Annotated in this window: 14 protein-coding genes; 9 read left to right on the top strand and 5 right to left on the bottom strand. The window is 41.4% G+C overall.

Annotation, left to right across the window (positions count from 1 at the left end; all coding sequences use genetic code 11):
* Positions 1–16 precede the first annotated feature (16 nt).
* From H6G69_RS27420 to H6G69_RS27410, 3 genes are all read left to right on the top strand, one after another.
* Entirely contained in the window at positions 17–2353 is a 2337-nt protein-coding gene (locus H6G69_RS27420) for a heavy metal translocating P-type ATPase (protein ID WP_190692280.1), read from the top strand.
* Positions 2354–2425: 72 nt separating this feature from the next.
* Positions 2426–2731 (top strand): DUF5132 domain-containing protein, encoded by a 306-nt coding sequence (locus H6G69_RS27415; RefSeq protein WP_190692279.1) that lies wholly within the window; start codon positions 2426–2428, stop codon positions 2729–2731.
* Positions 2732–2932: 201 nt separating this feature from the next.
* A complete protein-coding gene (locus H6G69_RS27410; protein ID WP_190692278.1) occupies positions 2933–3529 on the top strand; it encodes an HMA2 domain-containing protein in 597 nt (198 codons plus the stop codon).
* Between the two features lie 691 nt (positions 3530–4220).
* On the opposite strand, the gene H6G69_RS27405 is transcribed toward H6G69_RS27410, so the two are convergent.
* Positions 4221–5105, bottom strand: a complete 885-nt coding sequence (locus H6G69_RS27405; protein WP_190692277.1) for a pirin family protein — start codon at positions 5103–5105, stop codon at positions 4221–4223.
* Positions 5106–5203: 98 nt separating this feature from the next.
* Between H6G69_RS27405 and H6G69_RS27400 the strand changes: the two genes are divergently transcribed.
* Positions 5204–5755: a GNAT family N-acetyltransferase gene (locus H6G69_RS27400; protein WP_313952198.1), complete on the top strand. Its 552-nt coding sequence runs from the start codon at positions 5204–5206 to the stop codon at positions 5753–5755.
* 63 nt (positions 5756–5818) lie between these two features.
* Here H6G69_RS27400 and H6G69_RS27395 read toward each other — a convergent pair whose 3' ends face one another.
* From H6G69_RS27395 to H6G69_RS27380, 4 genes are all read right to left on the bottom strand, one after another.
* Entirely contained in the window at positions 5819–6127 is a 309-nt protein-coding gene (locus tag H6G69_RS27395; protein ID WP_242072200.1) for a hypothetical protein, read from the bottom strand.
* 181 nt (positions 6128–6308) lie between these two features.
* Positions 6309–6728, bottom strand: a complete 420-nt coding sequence (locus tag H6G69_RS27390; RefSeq protein ID WP_242072199.1) for a hypothetical protein — start codon at positions 6726–6728, stop codon at positions 6309–6311.
* A 79-nt stretch (positions 6729–6807) separates the two neighbouring features.
* Positions 6808–8016 carry a glycoside hydrolase family 15 protein gene (locus H6G69_RS27385; protein ID WP_313952214.1) on the bottom strand — a complete coding sequence of 403 codons (1209 nt, stop codon included), beginning with the start codon at positions 8014–8016 and terminating at the stop codon, positions 6808–6810.
* Positions 8017–8095: 79 nt separating this feature from the next.
* Entirely contained in the window at positions 8096–8908 is an 813-nt protein-coding gene (locus H6G69_RS27380; RefSeq protein ID WP_190692276.1) for an SDR family oxidoreductase, read from the bottom strand.
* A gap of 806 nt (positions 8909–9714) precedes the next feature.
* On the opposite strand from H6G69_RS27380, the gene H6G69_RS27375 reads away from it, so the two are divergent.
* From H6G69_RS27375 to H6G69_RS27355, 5 genes are all read left to right on the top strand, one after another.
* On the top strand, positions 9715–12303 hold the full coding sequence (locus tag H6G69_RS27375; RefSeq protein WP_190692275.1) for a chloride channel protein: 2589 nt from the start codon (positions 9715–9717) through the stop codon (positions 12301–12303).
* Between the two features lie 118 nt (positions 12304–12421).
* Entirely contained in the window at positions 12422–13153 is a 732-nt protein-coding gene (gene rppA / locus H6G69_RS27370; protein WP_190692274.1) for a two-component system response regulator RppA, read from the top strand.
* An 11-nt stretch (positions 13154–13164) separates the two neighbouring features.
* Entirely contained in the window at positions 13165–14493 is a 1329-nt protein-coding gene (gene rppB, locus H6G69_RS27365) for a two-component system sensor histidine kinase RppB (RefSeq protein ID WP_190692273.1), read from the top strand.
* A 100-nt stretch (positions 14494–14593) separates the two neighbouring features.
* Complete coding sequence (locus tag H6G69_RS27360) at positions 14594–15157, top strand: EF-hand domain-containing protein (protein WP_190692272.1); 564 nt, start codon at positions 14594–14596, stop codon at positions 15155–15157.
* An 866-nt stretch (positions 15158–16023) separates the two neighbouring features.
* Positions 16024–16410 carry a hypothetical protein gene (locus tag H6G69_RS27355; protein ID WP_190692271.1) on the top strand — a complete coding sequence of 129 codons (387 nt, stop codon included), beginning with the start codon at positions 16024–16026 and terminating at the stop codon, positions 16408–16410.
* Positions 16411–16600: the final 190 nt, after the last annotated feature.

The following is a 16600-nucleotide window of genomic DNA, read 5'->3' as shown; positions in this document are numbered from 1 at the left end:
TTATGCGAGATCAGGAATGACACCATTGACAGCACAACTAGTATCCCCCGCAGTTCAACAAGCTTCAGAAACTGAAGTCAAAGAAGAGGTTCCTCTGGGTGCGAAGGTTTATGAAACTGTAGGTACGGTGGTTTTAGCGCAGCCAAGAAAATCTCATGGCAAAGTCTCTTTAGTCAACAACAATGGACGCTCTCATCCAGCGATCCCCAAAGTTGTCTATAGTGTTATCCATGCAGTACCCGGAAGAATGCGGTTGCGTATTCCCAAGTTGCGTGATAACTCTGCATATATGCAACGTCTCCAAACGTTGTTAGAAGTTGATCCCCTCGTTACCAGCGTCAGAATTAAACCTGCGGCGGCCTCGTTAGTTGTGACTTATAAAACTAGTCAAGTCAGCGATGCCAAAATGCGGTTGCGCCTTAGCTGTCTGATTATGACGGCTAATGATGCCAACGTTGTGCTGTTGGAGCAGAAAAAGTCATTAAAAGCTAAAGAGAATGCAGAAGCAGGCAATTGGCCAGGATTGCAACTTTCGGCTGTAGCTACTGGGTTAGCGGTGCTAGGTGGGCCGTTAGGATTTTCTGTCCCACCAATTATGGTGGCGGGAACTATTGCGCTAGCAACATTGCCTGTCTTCCAAAGAGCCATCGTCGGACTGTTGATGCAGCGAAAACTAACGATTGATGTGTTGGATTTGTTGGCAATTGTCATTACCACAGTCCAAGGCCAGTTTCTCACCCCAGCCTTAATGCTGAGTTTAATTGAAATTGGTGAAAATATCCGCGATCGCACCGCCCGTTCTTCCAAAATGCAGACATTAGATTTGCTCAACTCTTTAGGGCAATTCGTTTGGGTAGAACGTGATGGACAAAAAGTGCAAATCTCCATCAAAGAAGTCAGAAGTGGCGACACTGTAATTGTCTATCCTGGCGAACAAGTCCCAGTGGATGGCAGCATCTTACGAGGTAAAGCCTTACTAGATGAACAGAAACTCACAGGTGAATCAGTCCCCGTCTTAAAGACTCAAGGACAACCTGTTTTTGCTTCTACATTGGTCAGAGAAGGCAGTATCTATATCTTGGCAGAAAGAGTAGGTAACGATACCCGCGCCGGACAAAGCATCAAACTTATGGAAGAAGCTCCAGTCCACGATACGCGGATGGAAAACTGCGCCATCAAGATTGCCGAAAAAGCTGTTCTCCCTACCTTGCTCTTGGGTGCAGGCGTGTTTGCCATCACCCGCAACGCTGCTAGAGCCGCCAGCGTGCTTACCCTCGACTTTGCCACCGGGATCAGAGTATCCGTCCCGACAACTGTTTTGGCAGCTTTAACTTACGCCGCCCGCCACGGCATTCTCATCCGTAGTGGTCGCGCCTTAGAACAATTGGCAGAAGTTGATACTATTGTCTTTGACAAGACTGGTACTTTAACTAAGGGTGAAGTTGCAGTTATTGGCGTTGATAGTTTCAATCCTGATGTCGCCAACGATAGAGTTTTAGCTATCGCCGCCGCCGCCGAGCAACGATTAACACACCCAGTAGCCGAAGCGGTAATTCGTTATGCCGAAGCACAGCAAACTGTTATCCCCAGCCGCAGCAAGTGGAACTATAAACTTGGCTTGGGTGTAGAAGCAGAGATTTATGGCGAGCCTGTTTATGTCGGTAGCGAGCGCTTCTTACGTCAACAAGGCGTGAATATGGAAGCTCTCAACGATAGCAACAGAGTAAATTCTGTGATTTATGTTGCCAGTAATGGGCAACTTCTCGGTAGAATAAGATATAGTGATGTTCTTCGCCCAGAAACCCGGAAAGTAATTAACCATCTGTTGACGGTCGAAGGTGTAGAAGTGCATATGCTCACCGGCGACAATCAACGCACAGCCAAAGCTGTAGCCGCAGAACTCGGAATTGCCCCAGCTAATACTCACGCCGAAGCATTCCCCGAACAAAAAGCCGCCGTTGTCCGCGGACTGCACGAACAAGGCAAGACAGTTGCCTTCGTGGGAGATGGAATTAACGACTCCCCAGCTTTAGCCTACGCTGATGTTTCAGTATCCTTTGCTCACGGCTCAGAAATTGCCCGTGAGACAGCAGATGTAGTGCTGATGGAAAATGACTTACATGGAATTTTAGAGGCGATCGCTCTGGCACGCAACGCCAAAAAATTGATTCGGCAAAATACCAGTATTGTTGCTATTCCTAATATCGCAGCAATGGCGATCGCAGTGCTATTTGGGCTAAACCCCTTAGGCGCAACAGTAGTTAACAATGGTTCAACCATCGTTGCAGGTGTTAACGGCTTACGTCCAATTCTTAAAAATTCCCCACAAAAAGCTCTACCATCAGCAAGATGAGGTAAGACCTTGGGTAGATTAAGCTAGATAGCTTTCTGAAAACCTTTCAATTTAACTGGAGATACTTAAATTATGCCGAAAATTACTGATTTTGTTGAAGATGCAGGCGCACCTGGAATCATTGCCGGTATTGGTGCAGTGTTACTCGCACCTGTGCTTATTCCTGTGGTTGCTGGAATTGGCAAACCCATAGCTAAATCTATCATCAAAGGTGGAATTGTTGCTTACGAAAAAAGCAAAGGAGCCTTTGCAGAACTAGGTGAAACCTGGGAAGACATCGTAGCGGAAGCGAAAGCAGAACTGGCAGAAGACAGAGAAACCCCTTTGTTTGAAGCTGCTGCTACCCCAGTTGACAGCACATCTGAGAATGGTGCATAAACTTGCCGCCTGTTTTTGGGAAAGGATGAAGCATCAAGTTTCATACTCAATACTTCAAACTTTCCTCTTCTTCAGATATAGCAGTTCTCAATCATTCATTAATCGAAATATCCCCGACTTTTTGAATAAATCGGGGATCTGAACAAAATAATTTACCAATCAAATAGGAAAGTATTCCACGTATCAATCAGGAGGATGGATGTGTTTACAAATAATCATGGTAACGTCACTATGATGCCTAAAGTTGTGGAGGCAGCAGCCTTGAACACGCCATCCAAACCTATCTCTACAAAAATTATTAGCGATACCCCAGGTAGGCTGCGTTTAAGAATTGCCCCCTCTCATCGTCAAGCTGGGGAACTACAACGTATTGTGAAAATGTTGGATGCTCAACCTCATATTAGTCATGTAAAAACTAATGTGCATAACGGTAGTATTGCCATCCACTACGATCGCCATGATGAAAGTTTACAAAATGTAGTAGCTACACTCAAAGATATTGGCTTGATTTTTGCTGACGTAGCTGCCGCTAGCGAAAGTCACACGGAAGCAGCCGCTACAGTGGCAAATGCTGTTTTTGATTTAAACGAGAGAGTGGAAAAAGCCACAAATGGTGTAGTTGATTTACGCTTTATCTTTCCTTTAGCACTGGGATGTTTATCTGTGCGTCAGTTGCTAGTTAAAGGCTTGCAACTAGAAATTATTCCTTGGTATGTCTTGGCATGGTACGCCTTTGATAGTTTTATCAAACTGCATGGAGTCAAGAAACCAGAGCCTATTAGTGTAGAGGAAAAATAGCATCAATTTTAATAAATTTTTCATTCAACCAAAAATAGCAGATTTCTGGAACGGACACAAAATCAGATGTAGAACAGTTTAGATCTCACTTGAACCAAAAAATATCAAGAGGGGCTAATGATTAATCGAGTTGTCAATCTGATTTTTATAGATTTTTTTGCTGTCACAATTAACCTCACACTAGGTACGGTGCTTCGGAGCAAAATCTGTAATTACTCATGGGAAAGTGCATATCCCACAAAAAAGACACATTCTTACGCATCTGAATCAACAGACATATTGGAGCAAGAACTAGATTCGACCGACTAATTGATTTAAAACGTATTGAGGACTTACGCACAAAGTTTGTCTGTGGAGGCTGGGTTAATGGGTGTAGGGTGTGGGGAGTCCTCCTTTAAAAAAGAAGTTTCAAATAAGGACGCTATATTTCTTGCGCTTTCTTCTTTTCATATATTTTCTGATTTCTTCCCCTTCCAAGGCGAGGCTTTAGACCCAATACGGTTCAGTTAAGAGAATAGTAGGTTGAGTGTAGCGATAGCGTAACCCAACAAAGTATGCCTGAATGTTGGGTTCCGTTCCTCCACCCAACCTACACCTACTAGTACAGGTCAGCGTAAATAAACAGACTATCTAGAATTGCTAAAAGGCTTGTGGTATCGTTATTCTTTCTTTTTACTTTTGCCTTTTTGTACTAGAGAGGATTAGCTTCTGTTACTACTTCTGGCAGTGGAATGAATTCTGTTTCATCTGGTACACTACTAAATTGGCGATCGCGCCAATCAGCTTTTGCTTGTTCAATTCGTTCTGGTCGGCTAGAGACGAAATTCCACCATTTGTAGCGTGTACCTAATGGCTCACCGCCGATGACAATGCACCGAGCCGCAGTAGCAGCAGAAATCTTGACTTCCTCACCTGGCTCCAAAATAGCGAGACGATATGGCTCTAAAACTTCATTATTAATACTTAATCCCTCTGTCACGCTGTATACTGCTCTTTCTGAATAATTAGTGGGGATAGTAAAGTGAGAGTTGGCAGACAACAGCCCATCTAAATAAAGGATGGGTGAAAAAACTTTGACAGGTGAGGTATGACCATAGGCTTCACCCGCAATCAGTTTAATAGCAACGCCATTCTCTTCCCAACTAGGAATCCCTTCGGCCGGATAATGAATAAACCAAGGATCGACTTCTTCGTATTCGACAGGCAAAGCAATCCAAGTTTGAATACCATGAATACTGACTTCATTGTGACGCTCAGAATCGGGAGAGCGTTCTGAATGTACAATTCCTTTACCTGCTGTCATCCAGTTGACTGCACCAGGTTGAATCTCTTGGACAACCCCTAAGCTGTCGCGGTGCATAATAGCACCCTCAAATAAATAAGTGAGCGTGGCCAGATTAATGTGCGGATGTGGCCTGACATCAATACCTTTGTTGGGTGGTAAAACCGATGGCCCAAGATGATCGAAAAAAATAAACGGCCCAACCATCTGCTGCTGAGGATATGGCAAGCTACGGCGGGCAACAAACCCACCCAAATCTTTGACTTCAGGTTCAATCAGTTGAAGTATTGTCATAAATGATGGGGGGTAATAGGTAAATGCTGAACTTATTATAATGAGATTCATTAGCTTCAAAGCTATCCATATTCGCTTCAATGGCGTTCATCTAGTCTGTGTACTTAATCTGTCTTGAAGTTGATTTATTTACACAGTTAGTTTTTGATAAATTTGCCGAAGACAGTAAATTGCCACAGTTTATGCTCATTCGTTCTGCTACAGCCAATGATATCCCCGCAGTTTTGCCTATGGTAGGCAAGATTTGTGCATTACATGAAACTTGGGATAATGCGAAGTATGGTTTTATACCATATATAGAGCAGCGTTATGAAAAATGGTTAACGAGGATGGCTCAAAGCGATCGCAGCGTCTTTTTAGTAGCAGAAGATAATCAGCAGCTTGTAGCATTTATAGTATCAACAATAGAGCAAGAAATCCCAATTTATCGTATCCAAGAATTTGCGTTTGTTCACGATTTATGGGTAGAGCCAGAACACCGTCAAAAAGGCATTGCTCGAGAAATGGTAATGTTAAGTATTGAGCGGTTTCACCAAATGGGAATCAAACAAATTCGATTAGATACAGCAGCAGTAAATGAAAGTGCCAGAAGACTATTTACATCCTGTGGTTTTCGCTTTAGTACTATCGAAATGCTCAAAGAAATCTAGCAACTATATTCTCTATTCCCGCCTCGAGGGACTAGTCAATTTATCTGTGACAATTATGGTATTTTAGCTTAATCGACAAGCTTGTTCTCTAGTTGGATTTTCTGCTAATTGCACCATTACTAAAACTGCAGGAATATTGCCCACAGTTCCCGATAAATGACCCTTATGACCTTGTGCATCTATTTTTGTATTTTGGTCTTCGCCAAATGAAATGTCACCAGGCCCCATTTCTACTCTTTGTCCGTCCATAGTCTCGACAAACCAACGTCCCGACAAAGGGATAATCCACTGGGGCTTTGGGTTTTCATGCCAGTCTCCTACCCATTCCACAGGTAACACAGTAAAAGTGATTGTGGCATCAGACTGCTTCAAGTTTGCCAGCCACTGGGGTCAAGTATCTGGTGCTATGCCTTGCTGGATAAATTCGTGAATTTGACAGCTGATTGATGGCTAATACCGTCTTTATCAGTCCAGACGTGCCAATAATCAATGGTTGGCTTTGGTGATTGATTCTCCATAAAAAATGACTCTCAAAATATCAATTAACTGGGATTTATCCAACTGTAACTGTGTAATTTTGCCCTTCCCACTTGTGGGTATCAATCCAGAAAAATGTAAATATGATTGAATTATTTGGCGTATCAAAAACAGGTATATCAACAAAATACACCCCTAATTTTGTCGAGATAGAAGGTGTATCTTTAACAGTTTGCCAATTATCATCTGACCAGTGTAACAAAAAAGCTACTAAAGCTTGAATTCGCAGTGTATAACCTCTTTTAATTTTGTTGATTTGACGGTTAAATTTCCAAATTTCTAGGAATTTACACTGGCTTCTTTTACCTAAGTAACGATTAGCTACCTCGGGAATTAAATCAAATACTTGTCCGTCGTAGGTTGACCGCAGCAGTTTGATATAAGTAAGTCGATGCAATAAAACCAAACTATGTGAAGAAAAGTAAATAAGGCTCAAACGCTTTTTCCCCCTGCCCCCTGCCCCCTGCCCCCTGCCCCCTGCCTTATTCCAACAATAATTATTTACACCGACTTACTTACTCGGCGTGCGCCCACATTAAAGGCATTGCGGAACCTGTTGGTTTGCCTAAGTACAAATGCACATCAGGTTTATCTACTTCATCCCAAACTTGTTCTGGTAACAAACAAGTATGAGAAGCAAATCCTTCCATTGCTTTGATATATGTTTTGACATCACCGCCAATAGCTAATTCATAATGTCCTCGTTCTCCTGTCAAAAGAGGCCAAGCCCGCCCTTTACCCCAACCAGTATAAGGGTCTCCGTTTTCTTGCTGTCCGTAACCGTCGTGATTGTAACGATGCCAACAAGGGCCAACGGGTGTATCTACTTTTAAGACGGCATCAATTACTTTGACAGAATCTACAATAATTGGGTCATTGGGTTGACGAATTCCATAGCGCACTAGTTGTAAAAATCCGCCATCAACAATTTCTTTTGCCGGAAATTCTCTTGGTTGTCCTGCTGGCTGATTTGCAATTACAACAGTTCCTTGATTAGGATTTTCGTTTGGTTGAGGATGATTGATATCTGTAGGGGTAATCCGAATGTAGTGTTGTTTGATGCCAGGAACTAAAGTGCCTTCGGTAGTTACTGTCCAGTCTTCAATGTGTGATTCTAAAAAATCGGCGTATTCTTCAATAAATTGTGCTGTTGCTTCATCACCAGTTCGTCGGACAAATTGGGCAGCGCAGATTAAAGCCGCAATATTGGCTGCTAATGTTGATGGTGAATAACCACTATTTTCTTCCCAGCGTTCTTGTTGGGTGGCTGGGCCGTGACGAATTAAATAACCAGCCGCCCGTAAAATCATCGGATAAATATCAAAGTTTAGTGGTACTTTTTCTTGATGTAATAGCCATGCTAAAAGAATGGGAAAGGCTATTTCATCAAGCTGCATCCCTTTCCAGTAGGGTTCACCATCAACCCAAAAGTTTTGGGCAAATCCGCCATCTTCTTGTTGACTGGTAGCTAGATAAATGAGCGATCGCACTGCTGTATCTGTTTCTCCAGCCGCGACTAAACCTGCTACACTACTTACCATGTCCCGCGTCCAAACAAGATGGTATCCGCCTTGGTCTTGGTCGTCTTTCGCTTCGCCCCAAGGGATAGCCATAGATGCAATTAAAGCGCCAGGATAGGTTTTATCTTCGTGGGCTAATAACAAACTAATGCTGGTGTGATATAATTTTCCCTCATCACAAGAGACATTTTCTAATGGTTTGATGTTGTCGTGCGATCGCTTCCACTGTTCGATATAGTGTTGCTTTTGTTGTGCAGATATGAGGATTTATGAGATTTATTTTCTAACCGTTCGCAGTAAAACCTGGATACAAAGTCATACCACCATCAACAAATAGGGTTGCACCATTCACATAATCAGAGTCATCAGAAGCCAACCAAACTGCTACTTTGCCAATATCTTCTACTTCACCGACTCGTTTAGCTGGAATCAGTTGTAATAATTTTGCTTCTGCTTGTGGAGTATCCCAAGCTGATTGATTAATTGGGGTTTTAATTGCACCAGGCGCAATACTATTAACGCGAATTTTGTGCGGTGCAAGTTCTTGAGCAATACTTCGCATCATCATATTAATACCGCCTTTACTAGCCGCATAATTAACATGACCAGACCAAGGAATTACCTCATGCACTGAACTAATACAAATAATTTTTCCGGCAGCAGATGAAATTTGTGGCTGTACACCCCGACGTAAAAATTCTTTTGCGGCTTCTCTAGCACATAAAAATTGACCTGTAAGATTTATACCAATTACTGCATTCCATTGTTCGAGAGTCATGTCTACAAAAGGCGAATCTTTCTGCAAACCTGCATTATTCACTAAAATGTCAATAGTTCCAAAGTGCTGAAGTGTTTTGCTAAACATTGCTTTCACTTCTTCTTCTTTACTGACATCAGCTTGAATAGCAATAGCTTCACCGTTTGCAGCCTGAATATCATTAACAATTTTGTGGGCTGCTTCTGCTTCTGAATGGTAGTTAACAACTACAGATGCACCTGATGAGGCCAAACTGCGCGCTATAGCTTCACCAATGCCAGAACTAGCACCAGTTACCAGTGCTTTTTGACCTTTGAGTAGATAAGGGGAATAGGCCATAGTTTTTCCTGAAAATCTCCTGCGATGGCTAATGCTGAAAAAAATCTACTTTTTATTACTTTGCTGTTGCAATTCTCTATAGCAGTACTCAATGAAATAGAAATAAATTCGCTCCTGACTCTTGATTATCAGCCTCATTGATTACTTTGTAAATCAAATAAGATTGCTATATATGATTTAAAGTTAAGTTAGACTTAATAGCTATATCCTTTAAGTAGTTAAAGTAATTGCACTCTGGCATTACTGTACTAGGTTTGTAGTGGCTATTGCCTCCAACTATTGGAGGAATAAATAATTATTTCTCAAGGTGTAGAAAAATTTCACCAAGGTTTCATAATTAAATAAAATATTGAAAATTACAATACCTTATACCAATTCACAATTCACAATTCACAATTGCCAATTGTGAATTGGTATGACTTTTCCGTATGAGGTGAAAAATGAAAAGGGTGTGGCGCAACGGGTGTAGGGAACCCCATATTTAAAAGCAGGGGTTTCAAAAAGGACGCGCTCGTTCTCGTACTACGTATCTCGCCACACATCTTTTTATCAAGTTAAAGGTCAAAAGTAAATTGTCATTATGAACGTCATTTACTAGCTGAACGGTCAGTAGGCGTCTACACAGCAATATTGGGTTGCCAGACTACTAGGTTACTATCTTTGACTGCAACTTGGTATGATTTCTGCTATTGGGCTTTTCTGCCTTAAGTAGAAGCAGAATTTCATGAGAATTTCATTTTTTTCCGAAAAGCTAGAAATTAGGTGAACGGTAAAACCGCCACTTATAAAAAGTCGTTGCTAAAAATATGTTGATCAAGAGCAAAATTCTTTGGTTGAGGCTTTTGCGTCAAATGCTTCGACCTAAGCGATTGGCTTTTGTTGAAGCTTGTGTAATTGGGTTGGTGTCTGGGCTAGCAGCAGTTCTGTTAGGGCAGGCGGTAGACTGGGCTGGAGCATTGCGCGTACATCTTTCTTACCTGTGGCCTGCCTACTTCGTATTACCTGCTATCGGTTTGTTAGGCGGAATTTTAGCAGGTTGGTTGGTGGAACGCTTTGCGCCGGAAGCATCAGGGAGTGGGATGTCTGAAGTTAAAGCAGTGTTGGCTCGTGTGCCGATGCCTTTAAATCTGCGAATTGCTTTAGTCAAGCTAGTTAGTGCAACTTTAGTCTTGGGTTCGGGTATGCCTTTAGGGCGGGAAGGCCCAACTGTGCAAATTGGTGCAGCATTGGCAAATCAGTTGAGTAATTGGGTTCCAACGTCCCCAGAACATCGCCGTCAACTGATAGCGGCTGGAGCCGGAGCCGGATTAGCAGCGGCTTTTAATGCACCGATCGCAGGTGTATTATTTGTAGTGGAAGAACTTTTACAAGATGTATCAGGTATTACACTTGGTACGGCAATTTTGGCTTCTTTTATTGCTGCGGTAATTTCCCGACTCTACGGTAGTCATAGCTTAGATTTAAATTTGAATTTAGCAGTTACCCATACAACATTCTTCGCTCCAGAAATTCCTTTTTACTTGATTTTAGGAGTGTTGGCAGGGCTATTAGGTATTTTATTTAATCAAGGTGTGATTGCGAGTCTCGCTGTTAACCGTCGTGTCATCAAGCTAAGTTTACCTTGGCGCTTAGGCATTGTTGGTTTAGTTACTGGCGTTGTCATTGCGCTATTACCAATAACTTTTCGTAATAATGCTGGGCTAAGAGAGATTTTACTTGTGGGTAGTGCTAATTGGCTATTTGCAGCGATCGCTTTTTTAGTCCAATTTACCCTCATTATCTTTACCTACGGTTCGGGCGCACCAGGGGGTTTATTAGTTCCCACCTTGGTATTAGGTGCAGCCCTGGGTTATTTAGTAGGGGCGACAGAACAAAGTTTGCTAGGTATGAGTGCGGCAACAACCTACGCTCATGTGGGTATGGCGGCATTTTTTAGTGCTGTTTCTAAAGTACCCATTACCGCAGTCATCATTGTATTCGAGATGACCACAGATTTTAATTTGGTGTTACCGCTGATGATTGTCTCTGTGGTTGCCTATTTAGTAGCAGAAAAAATTGACCCCAGGTCGCTTTACGATTTGTTATTGGAGTGGAAAGGCATTCACATTACCAAAGAACCAAGCAAAGAAGGGCTTTTAGCCCAACTAACTGCCGCAGATGTGATGCAGCAGCGTGTGGAAACCTTATCTAGCCAAATGAGTATTGATGAAGCTGTACAGGCATTTTCTCAATCTCATCATCGCAACTTCCCAGTTTTACATCAGGGTAAAGTTGTGAGTATTGTCACGCAAAAAGATTTAGTGAATCTTGGCTCGCAACACTTAGCTACAGATACAGTCATTAGTGAGATTATGACACCAGAGCCAGTGACAGTCAGCCCTACAGCGACACTAGCTTACGTGTTACATTTACTTAATCGGTATAACCTCAGCTGCTTACCTGTGACAGAAGGTAGAAAATTAATTGGAATTATTACCCGGAGTGATATTATCCGCGTAGAAGCAGAACGCCTAAGTGGCAATACACAACAGGTGGAACCAAAATCAGCACCTTCTGATGTCATTCACCAAACTCACGCTCCCGCTACAGGGAAAGGTAGATTACTAGTACCACTTTCCCATCCACAGACAGCTAAAACTTTATTGACAATGGCAGCTGCGATCGCCAAAGAACGCAACTATGAAATAGAATGCTTACAAGTAATTCTTGTTCCACCTAACCGCATCCCATCCCAAACACCCGTAGAAACAGCTAAAAGTCTCTGTCTGTTGCAGCAAGCAATACTTTTAGGCGAAGATTGGCGGATTCCTGTTCACACCCAAATTCGAGTAGCCCATAATGTAGCTGCCCCAATTTTAGAGACTGTGAAAGAGCGACACATAGACTTGGTACTGATGGGATGGAAAGGGACTACAGCAACTCCTGGGAGAGTTTTTAGCCGAGTTGTCGATACGGTAATTCGCCAGGCTCCTTGTCATGTTGTCTTAGCTAAATTGAATGATAAAAGAGTCTTTGAGCGTTGGTTACTGCCAATAGCGGGTGGCCCTAACTCTAAGCAAGCAATTAAATTATTACCTGCCCTTGCTTCTTTAAGCACATCACCGCAAATCAATCTGTGTCAAGTTTTTCAGTCAAATGAATCAATTGCTGACACAACATTACTAGAAAAATCTGTCCGTTTTCTTCAACGGCGCGTCAAGGGTAAGGTAGTCGCAACTCCTGTCCAAGCTCATTCTATTGCTGATGCTGTACTTAAGTGCGCTCAACAAGATAATAGTGATGTGATTATTCTCGGAGCTAGCCGTGAAAGTCTACTACAACAGGCAATTCAGGGAAATATCCCAGAGCATATTTCTCGCAAGAGTGATTGCACTGTGATTATGGTTAAAACATAATTATGAATCTGAATTACGGCATTTACGTGTTGTGGCTGGAAAAACCACAGTCTAGATTATAGTTATTTCACTTGTTGACCAGCGTAATTTCAAGAAGGCTTTTAGCACTGAGTTAATTATGCGGCTAATATTAGTTGAAGATGAAGCAGATTTAGGTGCAGCTATCAAACAAGTCCTCAGTCATGAGGCTTATGTAGTTGATTGGTTTTTAGATGGAACTCAGGCGTGGCAATATCTAGAAACAGGCTGGACTGAGTACACCTTAGCAATTTTTGATTGGATGTTACCTGGCGTTTCCGGTGTAGAATTGTGTAGATGGTTGCGCGATCGCCAGTTAACTTTACCTGTGTTGATGCTCACAGCTAAAGACAGAATGGAAGAAAAGATTATTGGTTTAGACAGTGGCGCAGATGATTATTTAGTTAAACCCTTTGATATGGCAGAACTGCTAGCAAGATTGCGCGCATTACAACGGCGAGCATCTTACGTAGGCGCAATGCTCACACCACAACAGCAACCCCGACGCTTACAAGTAGGTTCTCTCACACTCAATTACAGCACTCATGAACTGACTCGTCAGTACAGTAACGGTGAAAAGCAGGTATTTTCGTTAACTGTCAAAGAATTTCAGTTGTTAGAATATTTTATGCGGCATCCCAACCAAATTCTCAGCCGCGACCAGATTATTAATCAGCTTTGGGAAATCGGTGCAGAGCCAGTTAGCAATGTAGTAGCCGCACAAATTCGCTTACTGAGACGTAAATTAGGAGAAGAAGACACCGAATCTTTAATCGAAACTATTTATGGTGTAGGCTATCGCCTCAATATTCAGGCTGCTGATTTTTGCTAAATGTTAGAAATATGGAACGCAATCCTATTTTTCGCCAGACACGGTTACGGCTAGCAGCTTGGTATACCCTTGTGATGGGTAGTATTTTAGGACTATCTGGTTTAGGGCTTTATAGTGTGGTTGCCCATGCTTACAATGAAACTATAGATCAGGGATTGCAATCAGTTGCAAAAGCACTCCATCAAAGTATTGAACCTGCTTGGCAACAACCAGGACATTTACAGCAACTGGCAAAAGAACTTTCTTTAGAAATATGCACAACTCCAGCAAAGTGTTTGTTTAAAACAACGATTATTAAACAGCCAATTGCAGGGGCAGCTAACTCTGTTAATTACTATATACGCTTATTAGATAGTAGGGGAAAATTATTTGCCATTGCGGGTACACAAACTAATAATTTACAAATTACTGCAAAATCAAATTATTGGCAAATACTTACAGATGCTTCTGGTACTAGATACCGTCAAATCACATTACCTTTGTACACTCAAAACCAGCTTTCAGGTTATCTACAAGTAGCACGAAGCCTCACTGATTTAGAGCAACATCTTAGTTATTTGAGATTAACTTTGATTTTGGGTTTGCCTGTTTCGATGATTTTTGTTGCCTTGTCTAGTTGGTGGTTAGCAGGAAGGGCAATGCAACCAATATATTCTTCTTACGCACAAATGCAACAATTTACTGCTGATGCGGCTCATGAGTTTCGTACACCTTTAGCAGCAATGCACTCTACGATTGAAGCGGCTCTCAAGTTACAGCAAGAACCAATATCTAATTATGGAATTTTAGATGTACTCAAACGTCAAAATCATCGCTTATCGCAATTAGTTGGAGATTTATTATTATTAACAAGGATAGACCAAAAACAACTAACAGGAGAATATCAGCTTTGCTGTTTGAATGATTTAATTAGTGATTTAATTGAGGAACTAGCATTTTTAGCAGTAGAACATCATGTAAATCTCTCTAAGCAAGTACAAGTTGCAAACAAAGTTTATGTGCAGGGAAATGAAGAACAACTTTATCGTTTAATTTCTAATTTAATTATTAATGCAATTCAAGCAACGCCTAGTGGGGGAAAAGTCACTGTTTTTTTAGAAGATAGCGAGCTTTTCGCCATAATTAAAGTTCAAGATACAGGGGTTGGGATTGCTTTTGAACATCAAGGGCGAATTTTCGATCGCTTCTATCGCGTTGATCGCAATCGCTCTCGTTCTTCTGGCGGTTCGGGTTTAGGTTTAGCAATCGCTAATGCCATCGCCCAAGCCCACAAAGCTACTATTCAAGTTCAAAGTCAACCAGGAAAAGGTAGTACCTTTACAGTTCGTTTTCCTCTTTAAGCTCACAGGACTGACGCACAACGGTTGTCTGTTCCCCATTCCCCAACACCACCAAATGACTTTTTCCGCAAGCCCTACGTATTGATGTGGTAGTGTAGATGTGTTTAGCAAGCAAAGAGGAAAAGCATTGTTAAGCGAATATCATCGAAAAAAGTTACTGCATCACTTCTACTGTCTGGATGCTGACAATTCAGGCTTCATTGGAAAACAAGATGCTGAGATTTTTGCTGAGAGGTTTGCCAAACTTCGTAGCGCAGAGCTTGGTTCAGATATTCACAAAGATTTGTTGTTCAAGTGGCTTAATATTTGGGAGAATTTTTGGTCTCAAGCGGATGTGGACGGAGATGGCAAGGTAAGTCCTGAAGAATTTTGTCAAAGCGTAGAGACAGCGGTTGCAAATCCAGATTACAACGACCCTATAATAGAAACTTTGTTTGATATTGTTGATTTAGACAGTGATGGTTACATATCACAACAAGAGCATAGTCTCTTTTTCAGTGTGTTTAACCTAGATGCTGAGAAATCAGCTTTTGTCTTCTCTAAGCTTGATATTGATCAAGATGGCATCCTCTCTAAAAAAGAGTTTGTTTCTGCTAAAAGAGAATTCCTCACTGAAAAAGAACCCGGTGCTGTAGGTAACTGGTTTTGGGGTTCTGTGGATTAATGCAAGCGGTGATTTGGGGGTTTCTACCAATTTGTTATCAAGCTGCATAGAATTCGCTCCCCTCGAGGGCGTGTGTTCAAACTCTGTGATCCCCCAACCCCCGTTGGGGCGGGGTGTGGGGTGTAAGGTTTTTACGTTCTGCCCCAAAAACATTGATTTAGGGTGTAGGGGTTTAAGGGTGTGAGGGGGATGGAACTCTGATTAAATGGTGATTTTTTAGAGTCGCTACTCATCACTAGGTTAAAAACCTACACTTGTGAGTACCCCTATCCCCTAGACCCTGTGGCTGTCTCCTTGCTGTGTATGTAGCTTTAAGTTGGAGAATTGGTCTGAGTACATCACCATCCACTCTCAATCTTGATAAATACTAGTACCCCAACATAAAAAAACTTTTTTCGGCTTTATAATGCTGATAGAGTCAGGATTTAAATAAATTGAGTACAAATTAATATATCTACTATCCTGAGTAAATTTACCTGATACAAGTATATGTTATGCACTAAAAATTGCATATTCACATCTGACAACTCAGGTAAACTCTTAATAGCTAAAGTGTTACAGCCAAATAAAATTGCTTTAAATTGAGATACAACCTCATACCTTTTCCTATGAAATTATTACAATTAAATACACAATCGATTGTTAAGCAAATTTATAAAGACTGAAGTTAGTAAAATCGACTGATTTATTTAGGGATAGTTTAGTATATAAATACACTGCAAAGCAATTGCAACCCATCACAGGTATTAATCATGCCATAAAGCTATCTGAAAATTAGCGATTAATGAGAATTAAGCATTAATTTGCTCATTATTTAACGCAGCATTATTGATTGCATTTCGGAATATAACAAGATAGCCAAAGGTATGAAATCACAAATTAATATTTTAACTGAATGGCCATATCCAAAGTTTGCTTTAGGTCAAATAACTAATCAAGGTTTAGTAATTGGGCTGGAATATTTACCACACGGCTCGTTATTGGGCGATACAGTTGGCGCAGGCTGGAGATATTCAGTTTTACCTCATCCAAGCTCCCGTTTTTTGAAACACTTTCGGGGTGAAGATTTACAAAAATCACTAGAAAAAACACCTACATTAGCTCAACTGCTTAATCATGCCCAAGCGTTGATTGCTCAAATAGCAGAACATCCAGGCTATCAAAATCTATTGGCTCAAGATTATCAGCCTGATCTGACTATTGCTGATGCACAAGCAGCAATGAATTATTTAAGTAAAGAGATTAACTCGTAATTTTATTGTTAAAGAAAAATCTTTTTGCGAGTATTTACTGAAGTTATCGCTTTTATGGTTATTAAGTAGCAAATGCTGTATATTTGCTACTTAAGTATATGAGTAATACCTTAAACCTTGGCTATTAATAGGACTTACGCAGAATCCAGCAGCCAGAATGGGAGAAAATTTAATCACATTCTTCAGGGCA

Origin of the sequence: Nostoc sp. FACHB-110 (assembly GCF_014697425.1) — a bacterium.
Taxonomy (GTDB): Bacteria; Cyanobacteriota; Cyanobacteriia; order Cyanobacteriales; family Nostocaceae; genus Nostoc_B.
This window is presented reverse-complemented; position numbering and strand designations above follow the sequence as displayed.